This window comes from Paracoccus caeni, from assembly GCF_016629665.1.
Classification (GTDB): domain Bacteria; phylum Pseudomonadota; class Alphaproteobacteria; order Rhodobacterales; family Rhodobacteraceae; genus Paracoccus; species Paracoccus caeni.
Map to the genome: position 1 here is coordinate 184300 of NZ_JAEPRQ010000002.1, position 22835 is coordinate 207134.

At 58.1% G+C, this 22835-nt stretch carries 19 protein-coding genes; 13 read left to right on the plus strand and 6 right to left on the minus strand.

What is annotated here, in order from left to right; genetic code table 11:
- The first annotated feature begins 63 nt into the window (after positions 1-63).
- From JJJ17_RS07720 to JJJ17_RS07760, 9 genes are all read left to right on the plus strand, one after another.
- Entirely contained in the window at positions 64-2181 is a 2118-nt protein-coding gene (locus tag JJJ17_RS07720) for a phage tail tape measure protein (RefSeq protein WP_200685149.1), read from the plus strand.
- A gap of 65 nt (positions 2182-2246) precedes the next feature.
- Complete coding sequence (locus JJJ17_RS07725; protein WP_200685151.1) at positions 2247-2855, plus strand: hypothetical protein; 609 nt, start codon at positions 2247-2249, stop codon at positions 2853-2855.
- A complete protein-coding gene (locus JJJ17_RS07730) occupies positions 2855-3451 on the plus strand; it encodes a hypothetical protein (RefSeq protein ID WP_200685153.1) in 597 nt (198 codons plus the stop codon). The genes JJJ17_RS07725 and JJJ17_RS07730 overlap by 1 nt, the downstream gene beginning before the upstream one ends.
- Complete coding sequence (locus JJJ17_RS07735) at positions 3439-3834, plus strand: hypothetical protein (RefSeq protein ID WP_200685155.1); 396 nt, start codon at positions 3439-3441, stop codon at positions 3832-3834. Before JJJ17_RS07730 ends, JJJ17_RS07735 begins: the two co-directional genes overlap by 13 nt.
- Positions 3834-5891 (plus strand): phage tail protein, encoded by a 2058-nt coding sequence (locus JJJ17_RS07740; protein WP_200685157.1) that lies wholly within the window; start codon positions 3834-3836, stop codon positions 5889-5891. Before JJJ17_RS07735 ends, JJJ17_RS07740 begins: the two co-directional genes overlap by 1 nt.
- A gap of 296 nt (positions 5892-6187) precedes the next feature.
- On the plus strand, positions 6188-7531 hold the full coding sequence (locus JJJ17_RS07745; RefSeq protein WP_200685158.1) for a sialate O-acetylesterase: 1344 nt from the start codon (positions 6188-6190) through the stop codon (positions 7529-7531).
- Positions 7532-7592: 61 nt separating this feature from the next.
- Entirely contained in the window at positions 7593-9401 is a 1809-nt protein-coding gene (locus JJJ17_RS07750) for an SGNH/GDSL hydrolase family protein (protein ID WP_200685159.1), read from the plus strand.
- Between the two features lie 7 nt (positions 9402-9408).
- Positions 9409-10092: a hypothetical protein gene (locus tag JJJ17_RS07755; protein WP_200685160.1), complete on the plus strand. Its 684-nt coding sequence runs from the start codon at positions 9409-9411 to the stop codon at positions 10090-10092.
- Positions 10093-10496: 404 nt separating this feature from the next.
- Positions 10497-10772 (plus strand): hypothetical protein, encoded by a 276-nt coding sequence (locus tag JJJ17_RS07760; RefSeq protein ID WP_200685165.1) that lies wholly within the window; start codon positions 10497-10499, stop codon positions 10770-10772.
- Between the two features lie 890 nt (positions 10773-11662).
- Here the strand turns inward: JJJ17_RS07760 and JJJ17_RS07765 are convergent.
- On the minus strand, positions 11663-11848 hold the full coding sequence (locus JJJ17_RS07765; protein ID WP_200685166.1) for a hypothetical protein: 186 nt from the start codon (positions 11846-11848) through the stop codon (positions 11663-11665).
- A gap of 248 nt (positions 11849-12096) precedes the next feature.
- Between JJJ17_RS07765 and JJJ17_RS07770 the strand changes: the two genes are divergently transcribed.
- Entirely contained in the window at positions 12097-12732 is a 636-nt protein-coding gene (locus tag JJJ17_RS07770) for a peptidoglycan recognition protein family protein (RefSeq protein ID WP_234463977.1), read from the plus strand.
- Between the two features lie 13 nt (positions 12733-12745).
- Positions 12746-12964 carry a hypothetical protein gene (locus JJJ17_RS07775; protein ID WP_200685168.1) on the plus strand — a complete coding sequence of 73 codons (219 nt, stop codon included), beginning with the start codon at positions 12746-12748 and terminating at the stop codon, positions 12962-12964.
- Positions 12965-13110: 146 nt separating this feature from the next.
- On the opposite strand, the gene JJJ17_RS07780 is transcribed toward JJJ17_RS07775, so the two are convergent.
- The 4 genes from JJJ17_RS07780 to JJJ17_RS07795 form a co-directional block, all read right to left on the minus strand.
- Complete coding sequence (locus JJJ17_RS07780; protein ID WP_234463978.1) at positions 13111-13923, minus strand: CatB-related O-acetyltransferase; 813 nt, start codon at positions 13921-13923, stop codon at positions 13111-13113.
- 72 nt (positions 13924-13995) lie between these two features.
- Positions 13996-14961, minus strand: coding sequence for a capsular polysaccharide export protein, LipB/KpsS family (locus JJJ17_RS07785; RefSeq protein ID WP_200685171.1), 966 nt, complete (start codon positions 14959-14961; stop codon positions 13996-13998).
- A gap of 74 nt (positions 14962-15035) precedes the next feature.
- Positions 15036-16487 carry a glycosyltransferase gene (locus JJJ17_RS07790; RefSeq protein ID WP_200685173.1) on the minus strand — a complete coding sequence of 484 codons (1452 nt, stop codon included), beginning with the start codon at positions 16485-16487 and terminating at the stop codon, positions 15036-15038.
- A 1333-nt stretch (positions 16488-17820) separates the two neighbouring features.
- Positions 17821-19761: a calcium-binding protein gene (locus tag JJJ17_RS07795; protein WP_200685175.1), complete on the minus strand. Its 1941-nt coding sequence runs from the start codon at positions 19759-19761 to the stop codon at positions 17821-17823.
- Between the two features lie 324 nt (positions 19762-20085).
- On the opposite strand from JJJ17_RS07795, the gene JJJ17_RS07800 reads away from it, so the two are divergent.
- Positions 20086-21261, plus strand: coding sequence for a toxic anion resistance protein (locus JJJ17_RS07800; protein WP_200685178.1), 1176 nt, complete (start codon positions 20086-20088; stop codon positions 21259-21261).
- A gap of 10 nt (positions 21262-21271) precedes the next feature.
- On the plus strand, positions 21272-22303 hold the full coding sequence (locus JJJ17_RS07805) for a DUF2927 domain-containing protein (RefSeq protein WP_234463979.1): 1032 nt from the start codon (positions 21272-21274) through the stop codon (positions 22301-22303).
- 2 nt (positions 22304-22305) lie between these two features.
- Here the strand turns inward: JJJ17_RS07805 and JJJ17_RS07810 are convergent, their stop codons facing one another.
- Positions 22306-22767: an NADAR family protein gene (locus tag JJJ17_RS07810; RefSeq protein ID WP_325168795.1), complete on the minus strand. Its 462-nt coding sequence runs from the start codon at positions 22765-22767 to the stop codon at positions 22306-22308.
- Positions 22768-22835 lie beyond the last annotated feature (68 nt).

Consider the following 22835-nt stretch of genomic DNA (forward strand, 5'->3'; position numbering starts at 1 on the left):
TCGATCCAGCGCTTCAGCGGCGAGGTCAACCGTCGCCTCGGTGCGCTCGGCGATCTGCCGGGCGTGCGCTCGCTGCAGGATCGCCTTGGGGGAATCGGCAAGAATCTGGGCGCGGCGATCGCGACGGCTGCCGCAACCGCGACCGTCGCGCTGGCCGGACTTTCGGCGGCGGCGATCAACGCGGCTGGCGAGATCCACAACCTGTCCCGCATGGCCAACGCGACGCCCGAAGAGTTTCAAGGCTGGGCGGCGGGCGCGCGCACCGTCGGCATCGAGCAGGAAAAGCTGTCCGACATCCTGAAGGACATGAACGATCGCGTCGGCGATTTCATCTCGACCGGCGGCGGACCGATGAAGGATTTCTTCGAGGTGGTCGCCCCAAAAGTCGGGGTGACGGCGGATCAGTTCCGCAAGCTGTCCGGTCCGAAGGCTCTGCAACTCTATGTCGATACGCTCGAAAAGGCCAATCTGAACCAGCAGGATATGACCTTCTATATGGAGGCCATTGCGTCGGACAGCACGCTGCTGCTGCCCCTGCTACAGAATGGCGGCAAGGCCATGGGGGAATATGCCGCCCGCGCCGAAGAGCTTGGCGCGGTGATGAGCAACCGCACCGTCAGATCGCTGGCGGCGATGAAGCTGTCCCTCGGCGAGGTCGGCATGGTCATGCGCGGCGTGCGCAACTCGCTCGGCGCTGCCTTCGCGCCCATCCTCGAGGCGCTGGCGCGTGCCTTCGTCTCGCTGATGACAAAGGGCAGTGGCTTGCGCCTTGTCTTCGAGGGGTTGGCATCTGCGATCGGCGGCGTGGCGCGCTTCCTGTCATCGGTGATCACCATCGTCTCTTCTGCAGTGGCAGGCCTCTGGAACCTCGCGAAGGCCGGGCTGGAGGCGGCAAACAGGTTCACCGGCGTCGGCGATGCGCTGAAACGGTTGATCGAGTTCTCGCCGGTGGTCTGGATTTACCGTGCGGTCACCGGCTTCGCCGATCTGATCCGCGCCGCCGGCGGCTTCGGCGAGGCCATGAAAATGCTGGGCGAGCTGTCCGCGTTGGTCTGGAAGGGCATCGCAGATTCCGCCGAAGCGATTCCGCCTGCGCTCTCTGCTGTCTGGCTCAAGATCAAGGGCGAGTTCTTCGGCCTGATGGCTGATATTCAGCATGGCTGGTCCGACATGCTGGCGTCATTCCAGTCCGGGCTGAGGTCGATGAACCTCAATGGAGATTTTCTAGATCCCGCTATTACGTCATCGATGAGATCCGGCACGGATTCCTTGATTGCGTCGACGGCGGCGTTGACCGCGTCCAGCGAGGCCGCGCAGCATGCGCGGGACGTCGTGAACGATGCTTTCGCGCCTGCCGCCGAAAAGTGGCGGCAGATGACCGATCTGATAGCCGATAGCGCCGCCGAAGCCGAGGCCGCTGTTGCTGGGTCGGGGTCGGGCACGGGTCTCGCAGGCGCAGTCGATAAGGCAGGCGGTTCGGCAAAGTCCGCCAAAGAGCGCCTGACCGACCTTCAGAAGGTGATGAAAGATCTTCGTGATGAGGCCGCCAAACTGAAGGCCACCATGTGGATGTCGGCGGAGGATATCGCCGTCTGGGAAAACCTCAACAAGGCCGGGGTCAGCGCCGATACGGAAGACGGTCGGGCCATTGAAGCCCTGACCCGCCTGAATGAGGGCATGAAACGGCTCAAGGCATCGTCGGATGAATGGAAGTCAAGCCTGAGCGACGGCCTGAGGGAACTGACAAAGCGTGGTTCTTCGTTCCGGGATGTGCTTGCCTCCTTGGCTACGAAACTCGGCGATATGCTCTGGTCGAAGGGGTTTGAGCAGATTTGGAATTCGGGTGGCCTTGGAGGGCTCATGGGTGGATTCCTCTCGAAGATCGGGTTGGGGGCAAATGCCAATGGCACAAAGAGCTGGGAAGGCGGTTGGACAAGGTTGAACGAACGCGGCGAGGAAATCGTCAACCTGCCGCGCGGCACCCAAATCATTCCGCACCAGCTTTCTAAGCGCATGGCTGCAGCAAGCGGCAATGTTCGTCAAACGACGGTTCCAATGGTCATCGACCTTCGCGGCACGACCGGCGAACAGGCGCTCGACGCCAAAATCGCGGCAGCGGGTCGCGCGATCCTCGCAAAGGTTCCCGACGTTATCGACAATCGGAACAAGCGAGAGCTGTAATGCAGGTGAACTTTCCACATCGCGCAGGATGGCGCTCTACGCGGTTCTGGCTGGCGGGCCAGTCATTGGAACCGCAGGAAAGCATCAGCGGCGCGGAGACGATCGTGCCGACTCTGCGCGGGAAATGGATGGCGACGGCAACGATGGTCATTCATGGCGAGGCAGCTGTCCTCCAGTGGCAGGCTTTCCTGGCGCAGATGCAGGGCCGCATCGGCACAACTCTTGTCCCGTGTCATACATGGTTCCGCCCGAAGGACCGCAACGGCCATTCATTGCCCCTTGAGGACATGGCTGATTTGTCCGATGCCCAGACATGGGAGCATTTCGGGATGGAGAATTCCGAAATTGTTCGGATCAGGACAGCCGCTGCGGCTCCGCTTCGTGCAACGCGAATGGATCTCGAGCTTGTCAATTCGACGGGCCTGCGTCCGGGGCAGGTCTTCAGCATCGGTGAACGGCTGCATCGGGTGCAGCTGCATTGGCAGCCGACCAGCACGACGCATCGGATCCAGTTTGAACCGCCGCTGCGGCAGGCCGTCCCGTCGGGTGCCCGCCTCGAAATCGAGCATCCTGTCTGCAAAATGCGGTTCACGACCGAAACCGAAGGACTGTTCAATCAGGACTACGCCGATTTCGGACCGAAGATCGATATCAGCTTTCAGGAAGCCATCTGATGGGCGCGCGCGAGGAACTGATCGCCATTCCCGATGAGCAACTTCGGACCGGCAGGATCGGTCAGGCGGCGCTGGTGTTCATGGACTTCAAGGATGCGCCACGCCGCTGGTGGACCGGATTCGGTGATCTTCCACATGCCGGTCATGTCTGGCAGGGCCTCGGGGATCTGATCTCGATCAGCGGAATCGATACCGATTATCAGGTCTCGGCGCGGCAGGTTTCGTTCCAATTGGCCGCAACCTTGGAAATGCTGGCACTGGCGCTGGCTGCCAAGAGCCGGGTCAAAGGGCGGGAAGTCTTGATCTACGAGCAGCTGTTTCTGGTCGAGAGCGAGGACGCGGATATTCAGTTCGGTCAGCCCCTCGGGCCGATGTTTTCTCTGTTCACAGGAGAAATGCTGACGATGCCGTGGACCGCTGAGGGCGCGACCAAACGTGGGCTCACGCTGAACTGCGAAGGCCTCTTCTACCGGCGCAACCAGCCGCCACGCGGGCGCTGGACGGATGCGGACCAGAAAGCGCGATATCCAAACGACAGGGGCTTTGATCGCCTGCCGCTTTACGCAAATGGGTATGAGACGCGGTGGCGCGGGTAAGACCGGCTGTCGCGGGTGATATCCTGCGCATCGTCGATATGGTCGAGGATCTTCGCCTCGCGGTCGATGGGCCGATTCCGGTCGATCGGGCGTGGACCGCGCAGACGCTGGCCCGTCTGATCACTAGCCCTGATGCCGTGGTGCTGATCTCGGAGGGCGGGTTCATCGCCGGATCGTTGCAGCCGACGGTCATCAACCCGCGCCTGATTGCCATGGAACACGGCTGGTTCAGCCGCGATCGCTCCGGCCTCGCGCTGCTGCGCGCCTTCGAGGCATGGGCGGCGGCGCGTGGGGCGATGCTGGTCCAGCTTTCTACCGGCCCGGCGGGCCTTGACCTGTCCCGTCTCGGATATCGTCTCGCTGAAAGGGCGTGGATCAAGTAATGGCAGTCTTCACGCTCATCAACACGTTTGCGACCTGGGCTTTGGGACCCGGATCGCTGCAGCTCTTCGGCCTTTCGGTGAAGGCAACGGCAGCCGTGGTTTCGGTCGGACGTTCGGTGCTCTGGTCGCTGGCGGGCACGTCGCTGAACAGGCCGAACATCCCCCGCCAGCAGGTCATGGCGACACTGAGCCAGACAGACAGCCCGCGCATCCGTGCGTATGGCCGCAACCTGTTGGGCGGCGTAAGGGCGTTCCACGAGGCGGCTGAGGGCGAGCTCTTTCAGCTGGTGGTGATGAATCACGGTCAGGTGGATGGGCTGATCCGGTTCTGGTGGGATGGTGAGCCGGTTATCACCGATGCCAATGGCCGGGTCGGACGCTACAAGCGGAACTACTTCCGTGACGGCTCCGGCAATGGTGGCGACTATTCCGACATCCCGGCGCGCAATCTGTCGCTGTTCCCCGAACTTTGGACCAGCGAACACCGGCTGCAAGGGCAAGCGACCTTTCTGGCCATCTTCGGCGATCCGGCAGACGAGGATTTTGCAAAGGAGTTCCCGAAAGGCCCGCATACGCAGGTGCAGGCGGAAATCCGGGGCGTCCGCGTCCGTAACATGTCGAATTCGCTGGTGTACTCGGACAGCGCCAGCCTGTGCATTCGCAACCTGATGACGCATCGCGATGGCTGGAACATTCCGCTCTCCAAACTGGACGATGCGTCCTGGGCGGCCTTCACGGCGCGATGCTCAGAGCCCGTGGCGCTGAAGGGCGGCGGCACTGAGCCGCGATATCGGTTGTCGGGCTATTACACGCTCGATGATCCGCTGAAGGACGTGACGGCGCGGATGCTCGCCACCTGCGATGGTCAGGTCTATGAAACCGCCGAAGGTAAGGTCGGCATTCTCGGCGGCGGATGGTCCGAACCGGACGTGACCATCACCTCGGCGGATATCCTGTCGATCGAGATGGATGACGGCTTTGACCCCTTCACCGATTACAATGTCTTGCAGGGAAGCTTTGTCAGCCCCGATCATGGCTATCAGCCGACGCCTGTGCCCGATCACAAGGACGCCGCGGTCATTGGCGATCAGCCGGAGCGCAATCAGGCCTATGACAACGACATGTGTCCTTCCGGGACGCAGCTGCAGCGTCTGATGAAAATCAGGTACGCCAAGGATCATCGCGATCAGGTGGGTACGATCCGCACCAATCTGGTCGGCCTGAAGGCGCGCTTCCCGAAGGGCGACGGGATCCACACCATTCGCCTGCAGGCGCCGGAATTTGGCATCGACGGCGTCTATGAGGTGACCAGCCACAGCTTTTCGGTTGCCGACGGTGTTTGCGTCATCGGCATCGCCAGTCTGCAAAACCCTTATGGCTGGAACGCCGCCACCGAAGAGAGGCCGCTGCCGCCAACGCTGGCGGAGATTGCGAAGAACACGCAACAGGTGCCCGAGATCACCGGTATCGCGCTGACACAGCAATTGGTGGACATCAGCGGCGATGTCACCGGTGTGAAGCTTTCGGTTACGGTCGATGATCCGAACCGCCCCAGCCTGAAGCTCAAGGCGCAGGTGGCAAAGGGCAACTATACCGCCGTGGGGCCGTGGCCCGATCCGCAGCCCAAATGGATCGAAATGCCTGCCGACGATTATCGTGCGGAAACCGGGATCCTCGATGATGGTGAACAGTTCACCGTGCGCATTCAGTGGGTCGGTCGCGGCAACTGGGTCAAGGCGGGCACAGTCACGATTGTCGCGGACCCTGTGCGACCGGATGCGCCCGGCTCGTTTGGCGTGATGGTCACCGGCGGCAACGCCTATCTCGATTGGATCAACGCGGCGACGAACTATTTCCGCACGCGGGTCTATGTCGGCACCTCGCCCAGCTTCGGCGCCGCGACCCTAGTCGCGACGGTTGCGGGCAATGCGGGTCGCCCTGACAGCTACACCTATGACGCCGGTGGTGGAACCGGGCTGCGCTATTTCTGGGTCTGTACCGTCAACCGGTCCGGGCTGGAATCTCTACCCGACACACCGGTGTCAGTCGTCTTCTGACCACCCGCACCCATCCTGACGATCAGCCCGCCTCGCGCGGGCTTTTTCCTTGAACTGAGGTATACATGGCTACGACTGCCGATCGCCTGTTGCGCGACCATGTCCGATATAGCGGTGACGGCCTGCCAGATGAGCCGGTCGATGCGCCTCTGCCCGTCGGGGATACTGAAAGCGCGGTTCATAATCCGTCTAAGAAGGATATTCGCGACGCGGTGAACAGCGTCACAGGCTCTGCCGACAATGCGGACGCCGCCGCTGCCCGCGCCAATGCCGCCGCCGCAGCAGCAGAGGCAGTCGTGGCGCAGCTGCCACCGCTTGTGGTGCTGCAGCTCGGTCAATCGAATGCGCGCACCACGGGCGATCAGACAGGCGGCGATCTGCGCCTCAATCCTCGGGTCTTTGCCTGGAATAGTCAGGTCGCGCCGGAGAAGAACGGCGATGCATGGCTGGTTGCTGAACCGGGGCAAGATCCCTTCATCGGCAACCCTGCCGCAAACAACCTCGGTTTCCAATTCTGCAAGGCCACACAGGTCGAGACAGGGCGGTTGGTCTATCTCCTCACCGTCGCCGCCGGCGGGCATCACATCGAGTCGATGATGAACCCTGTCGATCTGGCGAATTACGGCTGGTCCCGAACACCGGGTGAGCGCGACCTTTACGCCTTCCTGATGACACAGGTAGCGACCGCCCTGCCACTGATCCCCGGCGCGCCGACCAGCTTCGACAGACTGATCGTCCATCAAGGCGAGGCCCAGTGTCAGGAACAGGTCGAGCTGCAGGCGCACAAATACCGCGTGATGATCAAGCGCTTCGAGTTCAACGGCCTTGTCGAACGCAACAAGACGGACATCATCTTCGGCGAGCTGCTCGTTGGCGCGACGAATGGCAGGTATCGGGTGCGACATCTGAACGCGCTGCGCAGGCTGCAAGCTGGCACCCGCGAGGATGCTTTTCCCCGGCTGAAGATCGCCAGATCGACGGGCCTTCAGCCAGTCACCACAAACGACGATCTGCATTTTTCCGGCGAGGACCTCACGGCGCTCGGTCGGCGATACTACGACGCCTCGGTCACCATGCAGGAAGTTCCTGTCCTCGACCCGACCATCTGTGATCTTTCCGTCGATGGCGGCCTGACATGGTCAACTGGCCTTGTTCCGACGACAAACTTTGGCGACACGCCCGCGCAGACAACCTATGACCGGCGCGAGCCTGTCTATCTGAAAGATGTCAGGGTCGAGATCGAGGACAACCCCACGCTGGGCTGGTGTCACCGGGCACGTGCCAACGAGGTGACGCATCTCTGCGGTCGCTTCATCTTCAAGGTCGACCCCTATGCCCAATTTCTGATGAGCATCGAGGCGAAGAACGATCACCCGACCACGAGCAGCAGCTTCCTCCTCGGCGTCATCGAATACGATGAAGACCTTGTTTACATCGGACAGACGCTGATGACGGAGCAGACCATGGCTGCCGGTGAAGGGGCGACGCATTTCGCTACCTTCGGCCATGCGGCCAACGGTCGGACCAACCATCGCAATTTCAGCGCGAATGCCCGCTTTTTCGCACCTCTCTATCGCTTCAACCCATCCGGCAGCGGCGCGAGCGTCAAGTTCAACCTGCCGAACCCGCGCTGGCTGTGAGCCTCGAAACCATCCACGACAACCACCCGCTTCGGCGGGCTTTTTAATATCTGAGGCATGCATGGCGATCCCCGACGACATCAACCGGCTTCTTCGAGACCATGTCCGCTACAGCGGCGACGGCCTGCCGAATGCGCCGGTCAACGCACCGCTTCCGGTCGGTGACCCGCGATCCGGCGTCTTTGATCCGGGCAAGCACGCATTGCGGCAGCTGATGCTGCTGATTGTGCAGACGATGGGTGATCCCGATGCGCTGCAGGATATTCTGGATGGGCTGTCAGGGAAGGCTGACATTCGATTTGCTGGCAAAATGTTCGCCACGCGCCAGCAGGTCATTGATCTCGGTCAGGGCAATCTTCCCGCGTCGCTCAGCCGGATCACGACGATCGAAGGAAACCATCTGGTCATTCGCGGGCCTGCAAATCAGGTGGATGATCCACTGTTTGCGACCGCCCCTTACTGGGGTGTCGCAACGCGGATCGCGAATGATGTCGCCCTTGCCGCCGCGCTCTCATTGAAAGCCGACACGGAGGCCCTTGATCTTGGTCTGTCCCAGAAGGCCAGCGTTGCCCTTGAGCATGCCGTGAAGCTCGACGGCGATGCCCTGCGTGTGACCGATGCGATCGGCTTTGAATTCTGGCAGTTCGCCCGAAACGCGATATCGGCGATGGGCCGTCCCGTGATGGATTTCTCCGACACCTCGGCACTTCGGCTCGTGGATCCCGCAGGGTTCGAAATCTTCTATGCCTCGATCGATGGCCTGCGCTGGATGGGGTTGCCGATCTCTGCACCCGAGGATCGGGCCGCGGCGCTGAGCGGCATCACCCAGCAGACGCCCCGGCCCATGCAGCGCTGGCGAAAGGCTCGGGCCGGAGTTGTCCAGCGGCTTTCGCGCGCCCGGATCGCCTGTATCGGCGACAGCAACACGTCCGGACATGCCGCTCTGGATGGGGCATCGAAGCGAGCCTATTCCTACCCGGCCGCACTGGCGCAGATCGCCGGTGACTATCGCCCGTCATGGGCCAATGTGTTCGGCAATGCCGTTCCGGTTGGGTCCGGTGGCTCCGGCTATCAGGATTATGACCCTCGGGTGACAACTCTTCCCGCAGGTTGGGGTCTGTCGGGCGCGTCATCGATCGGCGGCAGCATGTGGAGGAACACCAGCACGACGAATGCGGTCGTGTTCGATCCGGGCATTGTCTGGGACCGCGCCGAAGTCTGGGTCGCTGTCGATATCGCGGCGACCCTTGAGCTGGGCGTGCCCGGTGCGCGCATATCCTTCAGCCCGGCCATCGGATCGGTCCAGAAGCTGACTTATACCGCGCCGACCGCTGCGGATCAGGTGTTGGAAATCGCTCGCGTTTCAGGCCCGGTGCAGATTATTGGCTGGCACTGCTATGACAGCACCTCTCCCGGTCTCGACGTGCTGAACTGCGGGCGCACGTCATGGCGCACAGACCAGTATGCCGATCAATCAGCATATCACAGCCCACTCACGGCGCTGCCGTCGTTGGATGCGGATCTTTGGTTGGTGCAACTGGGCTTGAACGATTTCAACCAGAACCGATCTCCGGCTGACTACCGGACTTCGCTCACCGCCATCGTGGACCGCGCCGCAGCGATCGGCGTGCCGGTCGTTTTGATCGTGTCCATGTCGCCCGGTGTGTCTCGGGATCATCCGTGGCAGGCCTATGCCGATGTCATCCGCACCCTCGGTGCCGAGCGCAACCTTCCGGTGCTGGATGTCGGCGTCAGGTTCGGCCCCTTCGCGGAGGGCGCTGCCAATGGGTTCATCGCCGATAGCCTGCATCCCAATGCCTACGGCTACGCGGAGACCGCGCGCCTGATCTACAACCTTCTGAATTTGTGAGACAGCTATGGATCTGATCATTCAGGCCGACGCGCGTAACAGCGTCGGGTTTTCGATGCCATTCGCGGGCTTCGAGTATCTGAACTTCTTCACCGCAGGCCAGATGGGCAGAAACCTTGTGCCGGGGGCGGTGCAGCCGAGCATCGTTGGCGCGCCGGATCAAGAACCGGGCTATATCAGTTGCACTGGGCAGGTAGATTTCGTGGATACCGCCGTGCTGGAAACAGGTGTGGCGATGACCTTGGTGACGGTCAGCCGACTCCGCGGCGCGCAGAACAGTATGTTTCTCGGCAACTACAGCGGCTCAAGCCCGGGCAATCCCGGTCTGAGCCTCTACGGCGTCGCCAGCAGCAATCTGGTGAAAGGTGGCGCGGCGGGCACGGCCATCGTTGGACCGACCGTGGCGGGTGCCGCTGATGGCTGGGCGTTCCGGGCACTTCGCGTCGACAATGCCGATGTCAGGGTGGATGACCTGACCAACGAGACGACCGACAGCGTGGCAATACCCGGCGGTACCCGCGTTATGAACACGCATGCCACCCTGAAGATCGGCAGTTCGCATACCTCATTCCCCGGCCAGTGCGACATTGCGGCGGCGGCGATCATCCGGCGGCGGATTTCGGACACAGAGCTTGCGGCGCTCTATCAGCGGATGAAGGTCAGCGCCGGAATGGACGGCATTTCTATCTGATCGCAGGAAGCGCCATGAATCCCGAAACTGCCATTGACCGGCTCGCCTCGGGCGCGGCTAAATGCCGTCCTATGTAAACCCGGAGCAGATCAACAGCGCCCTGATGTATAACGCCAGTCTGACGATCACAGACACCCGCGAGGCAGCGCGATTGGTGCATGGATATGCACAGCGGAGCCTCGGGGTCGACATCCCTTTCGTCGTGTAATCGCCGAGGGGAAAACGGGACGTCCCAGAACCGTTCACATACCGCGCAACCGCGATGGCATGATCAAAACGTGTGCAGTCATTGCGGGTTCCGGCTTTCGTTTGAACCTGACGAAAGAGACAGGCTCCCGCTTCGCGCGGGCATTTTCATGCGCGGCGGACGCGGCGCCACCGAAACACTAACCACCGGGGGCAGAATGCTGGAAGCGCTGCGGGATTTCTGGGCCATCATCATGGCCTTCGTCGGGCTTGGCGTCTGGCTCGTCAGAATGGAGGCCAAGATGGGGAACAACTCCAAGGATATCGCCCGTCTCGAAAAGCAGATCGAGCGTGAGCGGGTCGATACCCGTGAAAAGCTGGAGGATCTGACCGACATGATGCGCGAGCAAAACCGCGACATCAAGATCCTGCTCGGGCGCGGTCACATCCAGCATTGGGATGATCGAACGCAGCCACCTGGTCGGGGTAGGTAAGAGGACCGGGTCAACGTTTCGGAGGAGACCCGGCCCTACGCCGACCACAAAAGGCAGTTGAGATTAGCGCCTTGGCTAAATCCTTAATTCCACGACTATTTACAAGGGAATTGGTGAGGCGGCGCGCGCTATAGCGATCGAACCTACACAAGCCTCTCTCTGGGCAATGCGCCCGGACATGCACTCGTTACCAAATCACTCGATGCCCGGACGCATGTGGACCATAGGCAAACGAACGGCCTCGGTCTTCCTATCTATATGGATATTAACCTGTTTTGGGGAATGGACACGGTTTTCTGGTCGCGACGCCTTCCGTTTCCCAACACGCCGCGACCATCCCCTGACGGGAAGTCCGGCACACTGCCGTCCGAAACGGATGAGGGCAAGGGAGAAGTGGGGCCGGGCGTCAACACTGCAACCTAGTTCAGGGGATTCCCGACCCCGCGCGCCGCCGGGGCACGGGCAGTGTCGGCAGCGCGACGGACTTATGAACCAATCGGTTCGGCATGTCTAGTCTGGCACGGTCGCGACGGTATGGTTCCTTCCAGTCGCGACCGGCCCCTTGCCTCACCAAGGTGACAGTAGAATAGCGCTGTCTTGCTCAGCTTTCGACAGGATATTTGTTAGGTGATGCAGCGCTAAAGGCTCCGACACGATAGTGCCGACAACCTCAAGTCGTCGGTCAAATCGGCGCTGATCAGCCGCACCACACCATTTATGCGGCAGCCAACACACACATGCGGCTGATCAGTCTGCCCATCTCTTCGCGAATTACCCTTGAACTAGTCCTGATTGACGAGTCGGTCAAAGAAAATCCGAGCATCCTGTCTATTTGGGCAGCCTTTCAAATTCTGACGCTATGGTGGATCAGATGAAAGCGAAGCCCGGTTTCAGGTTGCTGAACGGGACTCATCGTCGGCAGTCAGCTGAATGAGACGCTGACGCAGAATCCCCAGACGTTGTTCTTCAAGGCGGATTTTGCGTTTGCACAGTTTAATATTTAGCCGAACCGCTTTGATTTGTTCACTGTCAGTCTTGAGCGTCGGCATCATTTCGGACTGGCTGGAATGCCTCATCGTTTCCTCGCTAGAGAATGAAATCGGGAACAGTGGGACGTGGTAAAACCGCTAATTCTCGCAAGTAACAGCGGGCACTAACTGAGTCTCTCGAACGAAGTGTCACCACACAAAGCGGTAACCATGCGAACGAGGAATCACGGCGCTCATCATGCGCCATTCACACTAATATATCAACCAGTCCACCGCGCACCGCTATCGCTAACACACCGGCCCGCCTAGCGCGGGCTTTTTTCATGGAGATACCGATGACTGCCGTGATGAACGCGGTGCGCGCGCAGCAAGCGCGCTGCGCCGCCTTGGGCTTCTGGCCCGGCCCGATTGATGGAATTGACGGCCCGCGCACCCGCGCCGCCTATGCCGCCGCTGTGGCGGCGCAGAAGGCTAAAGGCCTGCCGTTCCGCCACCCGACAGGGATCACCCGAATCCATTGGCACTGGACCGGCGGCGGGCATGAGCCGAACGCCACCGATCTCAAGGCCTATCACGCGCTGATCGACGGCGCGGGCAAAGTGCGCTGGCCGGTCGATCCGACCACATCGCGCTCGCACACGTTGAATGCAAACAGCGGCGCCATTGGCCTATCGATCTGCGCGATGGCAGGCGCCAAGGAACGCCCCTTCGTCTGGGGCAAGGCACCGATCACACCGGTTCAGCTGTCGGCACTGGTCCGCGAGACGGCCCCTCTTTGCCGTGTCTATGACATTCCGCTGTCGCGCTGGTCCGTGCTGTCGCACGCCGAGATCCAGCCGAGCCTCGGCGTCACCCAGAAGAACAAATGGGACATCACAGTCCTGCCCGGCATGTCCGGCCCGGCCGATCCCATCACTGTCGGCGACCGTCTGCGCGAGATGGTCCGCTGCGAACTGTTCGCGCTTTCCTGAAAGGAGCTTGACCATGAAAACCACACTTGCAAACCAACTGTCGGCACTGCCGACCAACAAGCTGCTGACCGGCTCGGGTGTTGGCTCGATTGTCAGCACGGCGTGGGCGGAGGTCATGGCCTCTTATGCGCCCAGCCTAGCGGGGCCGGGGATGTCGGCGCTGGTTGGCTTCGTCGCGGCAATAGCGATCGGGTATTTTGTGCCGGATCGGGTGAATGCGCCGAAGGAATGAGGGGCGGAGGTAAAGGTTGCGCGCATCTACTACCTTTGGAAATAATTTGAAAGGCTAGGGCCAGACGGCCCTAGCCGCCTGATAGGCTCGCATAAAACCCTTAGTCTAGCGATCAGGGCGAAACACCGAGCACTAAATAAAATGATCTATGTTTTATAATCATTGATATTTTCGCTCAGACTAGATCCCGAACAGTCAACAACCACACCCTGCGGCGTCACCCTCACATAATCAGGAGAATAAATTTTCGCCCCTGACGAAATTTTGAATTTCATATGTTCTATGCACGAAATCGGATTCCCCCAATCCGCCTCTGAAATTATTTCAGGTCCATAGTTCCACCACTTTATATCCATAAGGCCATTTATTACCTCCCTGTCAAATCTATACCTAATTATTTGAGCAGGAGTTCCTCCGACAATCGCATAAGGCGGGACATCCTTTACTACGGTTGCACGGGCCGCGATGACAGCTCCATCGCCTATTTTAACACCCCGAGATATATAACAACCTTCACCAATCCAGACATCATTCCCTATGGTAACGCGTTTGGATCGGCGTTGAATCTGAGCAAAACCGGTCTTTCTGCCCTTATTGGTTTGACTTTCACTCCAACCAAATTCAGTAAACAGTTCAGGCCAAGTTTTATTCCATTGCCCAAGCAACATTGAGTGCGAGCTAAGCATTTCAACAGGATGCTCAGCCATTCCAACGACCAACCCTCCAGCAATCGAGCAAAAACGTCCAATACTTTCAACGTGGCGAATCTGTGAAAACTTGCAGCCCAAATAAGTAAACGCACCGATACGCTTAATATCTAATTCGCCGCCACGCAGCTGTACGAAAGGCTCCAATTCTATTTCTGTCCGTGATGATCCGAATCCAAATTTCGTGTTCCTCGGATCCCCCATAAAGCTTATTTTTTTTCTAGTGAGAGCCTCAACCAGCTGCTGGTCCATTCGACAAATTCCTCAGTGCGCTTGTGAAAACGCCTTCACAAAATTTCTGTGAAGGCGTCAATATTCGCTATGCTATTTCGATTGACTTTTTCCAAAATTCATAAGAGAGAACCCGAGAGTCTCAAATATGTCATTCGAATCCGTTCGCGCCCTAGAAGAATTGATTCTCATCCCATTTAGGTTTAGATGTGTCACAATTATATCTTTGTATCCATGCGCCTTCCTGTGACTAAATTCTCTTATATCATCTTTTGCTTTAAATCTAGAATACATTTGATTTACTAACCAGCTGTACAAACGAACTACATTCTCCTCACTAACGGCATTGGCCGTGCCATGCAGAACCATGGCTACCGCAGTGCTCAAGCTATTTGCGTACTGCCCAGCCCCGCCACGATTGAAATACGCATTACCAACTGTAACGACCTGCTTGTAATGAGCCATAGCCAATAAGGATACACCAGAATTATAACAGATGGTAGCATCTGAAATTTCGATTAATGCGTGAATATTATCCTCGCGATCGGCTATAATTATATTACTCCCCCGGAAGTCAGTTTCCCCTTTGGTTAGAGGGTGCGGCTTTATAATAAACAGCGCCTCTGGATTTGATGCTGCTACGGCATTGATGGAGCGCTCATACTCTCCATAATCTTGAGAATCTCGAAGAAACATCGTCACAGCCATGTCTTCCGACATTTGAAGCGGCAAAAATACTATTTTCCGATCCAAATGGCTGAGCGCTTCATACTTTCGAGATGTAAAGGCGTAGCTAGCCCCGCTTTCGAGCACCTCACCGCCAAGGCGCAGGTTATCTATATACCTCTTGGCAATTTCCTCATCTTCACTCGACATCTTATAGTTAGAAAAAGACTCTTCAGAATACTTATCTGTCCCGTATGCGACATCATCTGAATAGTATATCGTCCCAGGCAAGGCTCCTCTTTCTATTACAATGGTCTCCACTCTCTTTTTTGCCAAATAGAAAAGACCTTGAAACCTTCTGTGACTTTGCATGTAGGGGTTGTAAATCGCCAAAGCGTCCACCTCCCCAGAGTTTATCATCTTCGTCGCCTCAGATAGAGTCTTAATAGTGTTGTCATATATTGGTATTATTTTGTACCCAGCCAACCGAAGCGGAGCAAAATACCCCCAGTGATCTTTGTGAAAGCAAATGCAAAGCGCTTTTTTTCTCTAGGAAGGTAGTCCACCTCGAGAACTCTCTCGTGCGTATCTATATATTTAGAAGCAACGGCATTTAGCTTGCGCCTCTTCCAGTCGTTATTCTGCCTCCACGATTCCTCTGGCGTCGGATGATACAGATGAAATGCCTTTAATGACAACATCTGCCCTGGTAAAGCGATGGCCGTGTTCAGTGCCCTAAAGCCAGTATACTTCTTTGCCTTAAAAAAGTCGGCTTTCAGAGGGCCGTCTACGTCATCAATTGTTCTCTCTGGCATTGGAAAATGGCCAGTGTATAGATTTAGGCGTGTGATAAACTCGAAGTCCTCAGAACCATGCCCCCTGAAGGTTTCATCATATCCGCCGCTCAACGAGAATAGCGTTTTATTTATAAGAAATACATTTGAGTAAGGCGCAACGTACTGCACGCTCTTTCCGAATTTTTCATAAATAGATTTGTGCCCAACTTGAGAAAGCAGCGTTGATCGCTCTTGGAGAGTGGCTAATTTGACGTATTTTTTTGTTTCTTGTGCTGACACATGCACAGCGGAGCACATCAATAGCATATCAATATTTGATTTTGCCGCTAAATCTGAGGCATGCCTAGCTACATTTTCAAAGAAATCTGATTGGAAAAAGAAATCTATATCAGAGAAGAAAATCAACTCCGTTTTCGCTAGAGAAGCTCCTATATTTCGCGCCTTAGCTGCTGAGAAGGTGTCCTTGTCGTTGACAAAGTGATACTGAAAAGAATTTTTGCCGCAAATTTGCTCTATTTCTTCACTAAAAGACAGCTCGGACCCAAAGTCGACGATTAACACATTCGGCAGGCTGGTGTATATATCAGGAATGATACGAAGCCTATCCAAGACCCATGGATTTTTGTCGTGCGCCCGCACGCAGACAATCATCGTTATGTCAGATACTTTTATCTCATCGCGCGTGATTACGGTTTCGGAAATTTCGCCTGTTGCATTTTCAGAGCCGTCACCAAAGAATGAGAAATCATCGCAGTCAATATCTGTCTGCGCACCTTCTTCGGCTTCGCTTTTCACATCATTGGATTCAATTTTCAAAATCTCGACATCAATATTTAGCTGACTTAGAGTGAAGCCATCTCCATTTCTAACTGCTGTCGCAATGCTCCCGCCAATTTCCCTGATGTATCTTAGATCGACTTCCTTTAGTTGCGTTGCTTCCTGAATTACAAAAGTTTTTACGTCGAACTGTTTGTGTCTTTCTGCGTAGTCTGAGAGGTCGCGATTTGCGTCAGCAACCGAAACAGACGATGCTCCGTAATTTTTCCCCCAGTCTTTAAAAACTGGTCGGTCCTCGACTGGCATTCCGATGGTGAAGATGCCGTGGCTAGAGTTTGTAGTCATCAGGTTTCCTAAACGGGTCGATCAAAGACAAATTGTCGGGTAGCGTATGTTGCACACACTAGATTAGCCCCTGACCATACCCGTTACCGGGCAAGCTTGGACCCTACTAGTGGTGGAGTTAGTGTGTAACAAGGAGTTGTACCTGTAACCTCCACTCAAGTGGCTATTGGTGCTTGCGATGTTTCTGGATTGATCCAGCAGATTCGGATCATGCCGTCGCCAAATCGTTGATTGAAGATGTCGGCAGCGCTGGCTGGATGTGGCCACACGCCGGTCAGAAAGGTCAACCATGAAAAAGTTAAAGGTGACCCTTACCACTTTTGATCTGTCAACCTTACGCGAAGGTGAAACTTGAATCGAGCCCCGGCACGGGTCAACCCCTGGCTAGTTTTCATTAGATGATCCTAGGGTTCCAGTTACCTTTCGCTCTCCTCGCTGCTTTCCGCAACACCTCGACCACAGCCGGATGCATGACCCGGAACAATGTTTCCGAAAAAGACAAGCCCATTGATCAGCTAAACGACAGAGAGGTCAAACGGCGCCTCGAAAGAATAGTCGCCATTTGGGCGGCGCCCCATTGGTCCGGCGTGGTATCGATTAGGCGGTTCCTGCTCCCGACACCAGTTGCTATTAGGTGCCTCTTCCGTATCGCACCATCCACGCCGCTTCTCGCAGCACTGATGCGACTGCTGGGTGTGCCCGCTCAGCCATAAGTTCATAGGTAGCTTGCACCTGCTGTCTTTTTTCCGGAATGGTAAGCATCTCAGCTTGCCCGTCCACCAGCAAATCGAGCAAGTAGGTCCGCAGCGCATCCTCGTCCGTGATCATGTTTCTTATAGTTCCCCCAAAGAAGGCGGTTATCCGCCCAACGAACTAACCCGACTGGCAATGATTCGCCTATCCCCTTTTAAAGATAGGTTTACGAGCGTCGCTGGCCCTTCTTGCATAAGGCGACGCCGGTGATCCTGACCGATTCGGGGGAATGGGGTGCGTGGATGGGCGCGATCGCGGCGGCCGAGTTGCAGCGGCCTTTGCCGGATGGGGCACTGGAGCTTGTTGATGAGCCGGACTGACTATCAGCGTGGGACACCTTCAACGTAACCCATTGAAATAAAACAGACACGCCGGGATGGGTCGCGGGACACCCCTGCCCTGTTTTCATTGAGAAATGTTACGGTTACGGCACCCCATCACCCGCTCCATCACCCCAAAAATCATCCCAAGGCCAGCGTGTTACGTCGGCCATGGGCTCATTGAAACGCGTGGACGGCCGCGTGCAACGCTTTTGTTACCGGACGCTCAGACCGAGCATCCGGCATTCTCTGCAGCCATGTCACAGGATGAAGTCATCCAGATCCAGCGCGATACGGCCTATTAGCTGGATCGCGAAATCCGCCTTGCCGTCACCGTTTACATCACCCGAGATCAGTGTGTTCCCGTCACGATGCTCGAAGCGCAGTTCGCCAGCATCGCCCGAAAACTTCGCCCTGCCGATGAAATCGAAGGCCTGATCGCCGCGAAGCGTGGTATCGGCGTCCATCGCCCGCAAGGCAATCCGGTCGTTCTGGGATTGCTGGAAATCGGTAATCGTATCGCGCCCCCAGACCCTCGTTTCAAAAGCCGAATTGAACACGAATAGATCGGCTCCGTAGCCACCGGTCAGGTGGTCCGCGTCCTGCCCGCCGGTCAGGGTGTCATTGCCGACGCCTCCAGCCAGCGTATCATTCCCCGCCTCACCGAAAAGCCGGTCGTCGCCATCATCGCCGCTCAGGCGATCATCGCCAATGCCGCCAAAGATTTCGTCCTTGCCGCCACCGCCCGCGATCAGATCATGACCCGCCTCGCCGAACAACCGGTCGTCGCCGCCCTGACCGTAGATCGTGTCATTGTCAAAGCCGCCGCGGACTGCATCATTGCCGATACCGCCGAGAATGCGATCGGCACCGCTGCCGCCCCAGATAAGGTCACGTCCACCTGCGCCGAAAATCGTATCATCGCCGCCAAGACCCCAAAGTTGTTCGTCGCGGGCTCTTCCAACGATCAGATCGGCCCCCTCGGTCGGAAGGGTCGGCCCGCCGCGCGAGGCCTCTTCGGCGGTCAGCCCTGAATAGACGCGCCCAACGATTGCCGAGCCTCTTTCGTCAATTGTCGTTGACTCATAGCTGACAAAAAAGCCGCCATCATGTGTGCCCGTCACCTCCACCGAAAAATTACCACCTTTAGGAGCGCTAGGAGGTGTCTGATCGATGAGAAAATTGCCGTCGACATGAACCCCGTATTCCGAGAACGCCTGTCCGAACGCCTTGGAACGATCATCAGGTTCTTGGGACCATTGATTCCAGACCACGACGAAGCCACCACCTTGCAAAGCCGCGACGTTCGGATCACCCAAAGATTCGGCAGATGTCGTATTGATCAGAAACTTAGTAGATTCGGCGCGACCGTCCTCCCCGAACACCTGCCCGTAGAGATAGGTGGTCTGGTCTGGACCCGTGCGCGGTGCTTCGTCCACCCACAACACGACAAACTTGCCGTTGGTCAATGCGCCGACATCCGCGACGGCGACATCTTCAAGAAGGGTGAATTCGTCACCTACGAACCCGCCGTCAGCGTCAAGGATGGCGCCTTTTGTGACGATTTTGCCATCGGACGCCTTATCCGTCCAAAGGGCGACGTTGTTCCCGTTCGTCAATCTGGCCGCCTCGGGGAAGCTCTGATCCCCAGGAAAGCTCCGATTCAAATACTTGTTTCCGCCGATTGGCTCACCCTCGGCCGTAAAGTGACGGATGAAATTATTGAAACCGAAACCACCGTCCCCTTCGCCAATCGTGTATCGTTCGTCGGTGTAGAGGATCGAGTAACCCCCGTCCGAACGGGAAACGATTTCCGCGCCAAAGGTCAAAGGCCAACCTCCAGGCTCGACCTGCTGGTCGGAAAGTGCATTGCCCGCCGCATCGAACGTGTAGGTGAACAGGATCGATTGATCGTCGTCAAAAAGGCTGTCCTCAGATGTGACCACCGCAAAGCCGCCATTATCCAGCGCCAGAAGTTCTACTTCTGAAATATTACTGCCATGAATTATAAGGTCGTCGTCACCGATCGGCGTTCCGTCCGGTTGGTAGATCCTGCCGAAAACGCTTACGTAGTCGTAATCGTAAGCCGCCCATGTTACGACAATATTCCCGTTGGTCAGTGTCGCGACATCTGCGAGCCCCGACCCTGCATAGGGCCAGGTGGTATTGATAATGAATTCATCGGTCGTCGGCTGAGGCATGGGTCATAATTCCTTCAACGATGCGAGATGACACTCCATCTTACCTACGCCGTCCCCCCTGATCCGTCCACAAACCATCAACCACGCGGCCTTGTTCGGCGTTTTGTCGCGTCATTCTTTCACCGCCACGCAGCACCGCGACACCTGCCGTTAGGTCACCTCTGCCCCTCTTCCGGCAAAAGACCCGCAGCACGCCGTCCCGCATGTGACCGCTATGCAAGAGCGCGAAACTTTCGGTCTTCAACTCCGTTGAACACAGTGTGATTCCGCATATGCTGCAACGCAACAAGTCTGCCATCCCGCATAACGGGGAAAGGACCATTGATGACCGACGAGACCCGCCGCCGCGCTGAAGCCGCCTTGAAGGATATCGAGGAGGTGACATCTGCAGTCCTGCCCGAGCCAGAATCCCAGCCGGTGACGATCCAGCAGGCCGATCCCCAGACCAGCCTTGAGATCCGCAAGCGCATGGATGAGATCAACCTTTCCGATTCCGGCTCTATCGTGCGTTTCGGCACGCGGGCACAATCCGGCTTGCAGGAAATCAGTCAGAAGATGCTGGCCGATGTGAAAAGCAAGGATGTCGGGCCTGCCGGGGAAAGCCTGCGCGGGATTGTCACCACGATCCGCGGCTTCTCGACCTCGGAACTGGACATGCGCCGCACCCGGAGCTGGTGGGAAAAACTGTTGGGCCGCTCTGCACCCTTCGCGAAATTCGTCGCGAATTACGAACAGGTCCAGACCCAGATCGACCGCATCACGGTCGAGCTTGAGCGGCACGAGAATACGCTGCTGAAAGACATCAAGTCGCTTGACGCGCTTTATGATCACACGCTGAAATTCTATGACGAACTGGCGCTTTACATCGCGGCGGGCGAAGAAAAGCTGGTCGAACTCGACACCACCACCATCCCCGAGATCGAGGCGAAGGTGCGCGCCGTCCCCGAGGAACAGCAGGTGATGCAGGCGCAGGAACTGCGCGACATCCGCGCGATCCGCGACGATCTTGAACGCCGGGTGCATGACCTGAAGCTGACCCGTCAGGTGACGATGCAGTCGCTGCCCTCGATCCGGCTGGTTCAGGAAAATGACAAGTCGCTGGTGACGAAGATCAATTCGACGCTGGTCAACACGGTGCCGCTTTGGGAAACCCAGCTTGCCCAGGCCGTCACCATCCAGCGCAGCACCGAAGCTGCCCGTGCGGTCAAGGAAGCCAGCGATCTGACCAATGATCTGCTGACCAAGAATGCCGACAATCTGCGTCAGGCCAATGCCCAGATCCGCACCCAGACCGAACGCGGCGTCTTCGACATCGAGTCGGTGAAATCCGCCAATGCCCAGTTGATCGCCACGATCGAGGACAGCCTGCGCATCGCCGATGAAGGCCGTGCCCGTCGTGCTGCCGCCGAAGGCGATCTGCAAAAATTGGAAGCCGATCTGCGCGACACTCTGGCGCGCGCCACTGCCGAACGAAAGGACGCCGGCGCAGCCTCGGCGTAACGTGCTGACCATGACCTGCGCGCCGCAAATCCTGCCCCTCCGCCCGCTGGCGCTGATGATGCTGCTTGCGCTGGCGGCATGCGCCACCACGCCGCCCATCGCCCCGGCCCCGCCGGTCCCGCGCCCGGAAATGCCGCCCGATGACGATGCCGCCGAACAGGCGCAGCTTCGCAAGGCACGCGCCGAGCGTAACCGCGCGGCCAATGCGGCGGCGGCGGATGCGGTCAGCCGGGCCAGCGTCACCACCATCGCCCAGCAGGAATTCTATGCGCAGGCCGAGGCGCAGCTTCTGGCACATGCCAAGCTGCGCCGCGACCGCGTGCCGCAGGATGCGCCAATCGATGCCGAGATGCTGACCCGCAACTTCCTCGCCATCGCTTTGCGCGACGAATACGCGCGCGATGGTGGCCAGATGGTGCAGGGTGGCGGAGCCGCGCCGCTGCGCCGCTGGCAGGAACCGGTGCGGATGCAGCTTGAATTCGGCACCGCGACCGATGTGGCCACCCGCCGCAGCGTCCGGGTTGAGGTGGCGGATTTCGCCAACCGCCTCTCTGCCGCCTCGGGCCACCCGGTCGGCCTGACCGATAGCGGCGGCAATTTCGTGGTGCTGGTCCTGAATGACGACGAACGCCGCGCCATCGGCCCGCGCCTGCAGGAACTGGTCCCCGGCATCCCGGCGCAGGATGTGGCGCTGATCCGCGATCTTGTCCCCGACAATTTCTGCACCGTCTTCGCCTATTCCCAAGGCGCCTCGCCGGTCTATTCCCGCGCAGTCGCGCTGATCCGGACGGAACTGCCACCGCTGCTGCGCAGCTCGTGCTTCCACGAGGAACTGGCGCAGGGCATGGGCCTTGCCAATGACAGCCCCGAGGCCCGCCCGTCGATCTTCAACGATGACGAGGAATTCGGGCTGCTGACCCGGCATGACGAATTGCTGCTGAAGATCCTCTACGACCGCCGCCTGCGTCCCGGCATGACCGAGGCAGAGGCAGCACCGATCGTCCGCCAGATCGCAGGCGAGCTTCTGGGCGAGCAGACCTGACCTCAGCCGCGCCCCTCGCGCAAGCGTTCCCGCACCTGCATCAGGATCTGGCCCAGCCGGTTCAACCCCTGCCCGTCCGGCCCACAGCCCCAATATGCGTCCATCGGCGCATTCTCGACGATCACCCGATCTCGGGTTTCCAGCAGCATTTCCGTCAGCGTCGGATGGGTCATGAACTTCCGCAGCACGGCGTCGAACATGACGGCGTCCTTCACCTGCTCCCAATCCGCGCGCAAAGGAAACTGACGGGTCATGCCAAGCGCCTTGGCGTCCTTGGGTCGCAGCGCCACCCGGATCCGCTCGCGATAAGCGGCATCGTGAAACTTCTGCGCCTGAAAATAATGCTCGACGCTACGCCACCACAGCCCACCCATCTCGACACCGAACGGTGCGAAATTCGAGAACTCCGCATAGGGATCGGTCTGCGCGTAAAAATAAATCGTGTCTTCAGGAAAGGATATAATGCGGCCTCCACCCTTTACCGGCTCCGCAAAGTTTCCGAACCCTGCCGTTTCTCCGTTGTAAAAATACC

Bases quoted from the DNA above. Each gene is read 5' to 3' on its own strand.
- JJJ17_RS07730 (WP_200685153.1), top strand. From the start codon at position 2,855: ATGGGCGCGCGCGAGGAACTGATCGCCATTCCCGATGAGCAACTTCGG.
- JJJ17_RS07740 (WP_200685157.1), top strand. From the start codon at position 3,834: ATGGCAGTCTTCACGCTCATCAACACGTTTGCGACCTGGGCTTTGGGA.
- JJJ17_RS07750 (WP_200685159.1), top strand. From the start codon at position 7,593: ATGGCGATCCCCGACGACATCAACCGGCTTCTTCGAGACCATGTCCGC.
- JJJ17_RS07755 (WP_200685160.1), top strand. From the start codon at position 9,409: ATGGATCTGATCATTCAGGCCGACGCGCGTAACAGCGTCGGGTTTTCG.
- JJJ17_RS07760 (WP_200685165.1), top strand. From the start codon at position 10,497: ATGCTGGAAGCGCTGCGGGATTTCTGGGCCATCATCATGGCCTTCGTC.
- JJJ17_RS07765 (WP_200685166.1), bottom strand. From the start codon at position 11,848: ATGAGGCATTCCAGCCAGTCCGAAATGATGCCGACGCTCAAGACTGAC.
- JJJ17_RS07770 (WP_234463977.1), top strand. From the start codon at position 12,097: ATGACTGCCGTGATGAACGCGGTGCGCGCGCAGCAAGCGCGCTGCGCC.
- JJJ17_RS07775 (WP_200685168.1), top strand. From the start codon at position 12,746: ATGAAAACCACACTTGCAAACCAACTGTCGGCACTGCCGACCAACAAG.
- JJJ17_RS07780 (WP_234463978.1), bottom strand. From the start codon at position 13,923: ATGGACCAGCAGCTGGTTGAGGCTCTCACTAGAAAAAAAATAAGCTTT.
- JJJ17_RS07790 (WP_200685173.1), bottom strand. From the start codon at position 16,487: ATGACTACAAACTCTAGCCACGGCATCTTCACCATCGGAATGCCAGTC.
- JJJ17_RS07795 (WP_200685175.1), bottom strand. From the start codon at position 19,761: ATGCCTCAGCCGACGACCGATGAATTCATTATCAATACCACCTGGCCC.
- JJJ17_RS07800 (WP_200685178.1), top strand. From the start codon at position 20,086: ATGACCGACGAGACCCGCCGCCGCGCTGAAGCCGCCTTGAAGGATATC.
- JJJ17_RS07805 (WP_234463979.1), top strand. From the start codon at position 21,272: ATGACCTGCGCGCCGCAAATCCTGCCCCTCCGCCCGCTGGCGCTGATG.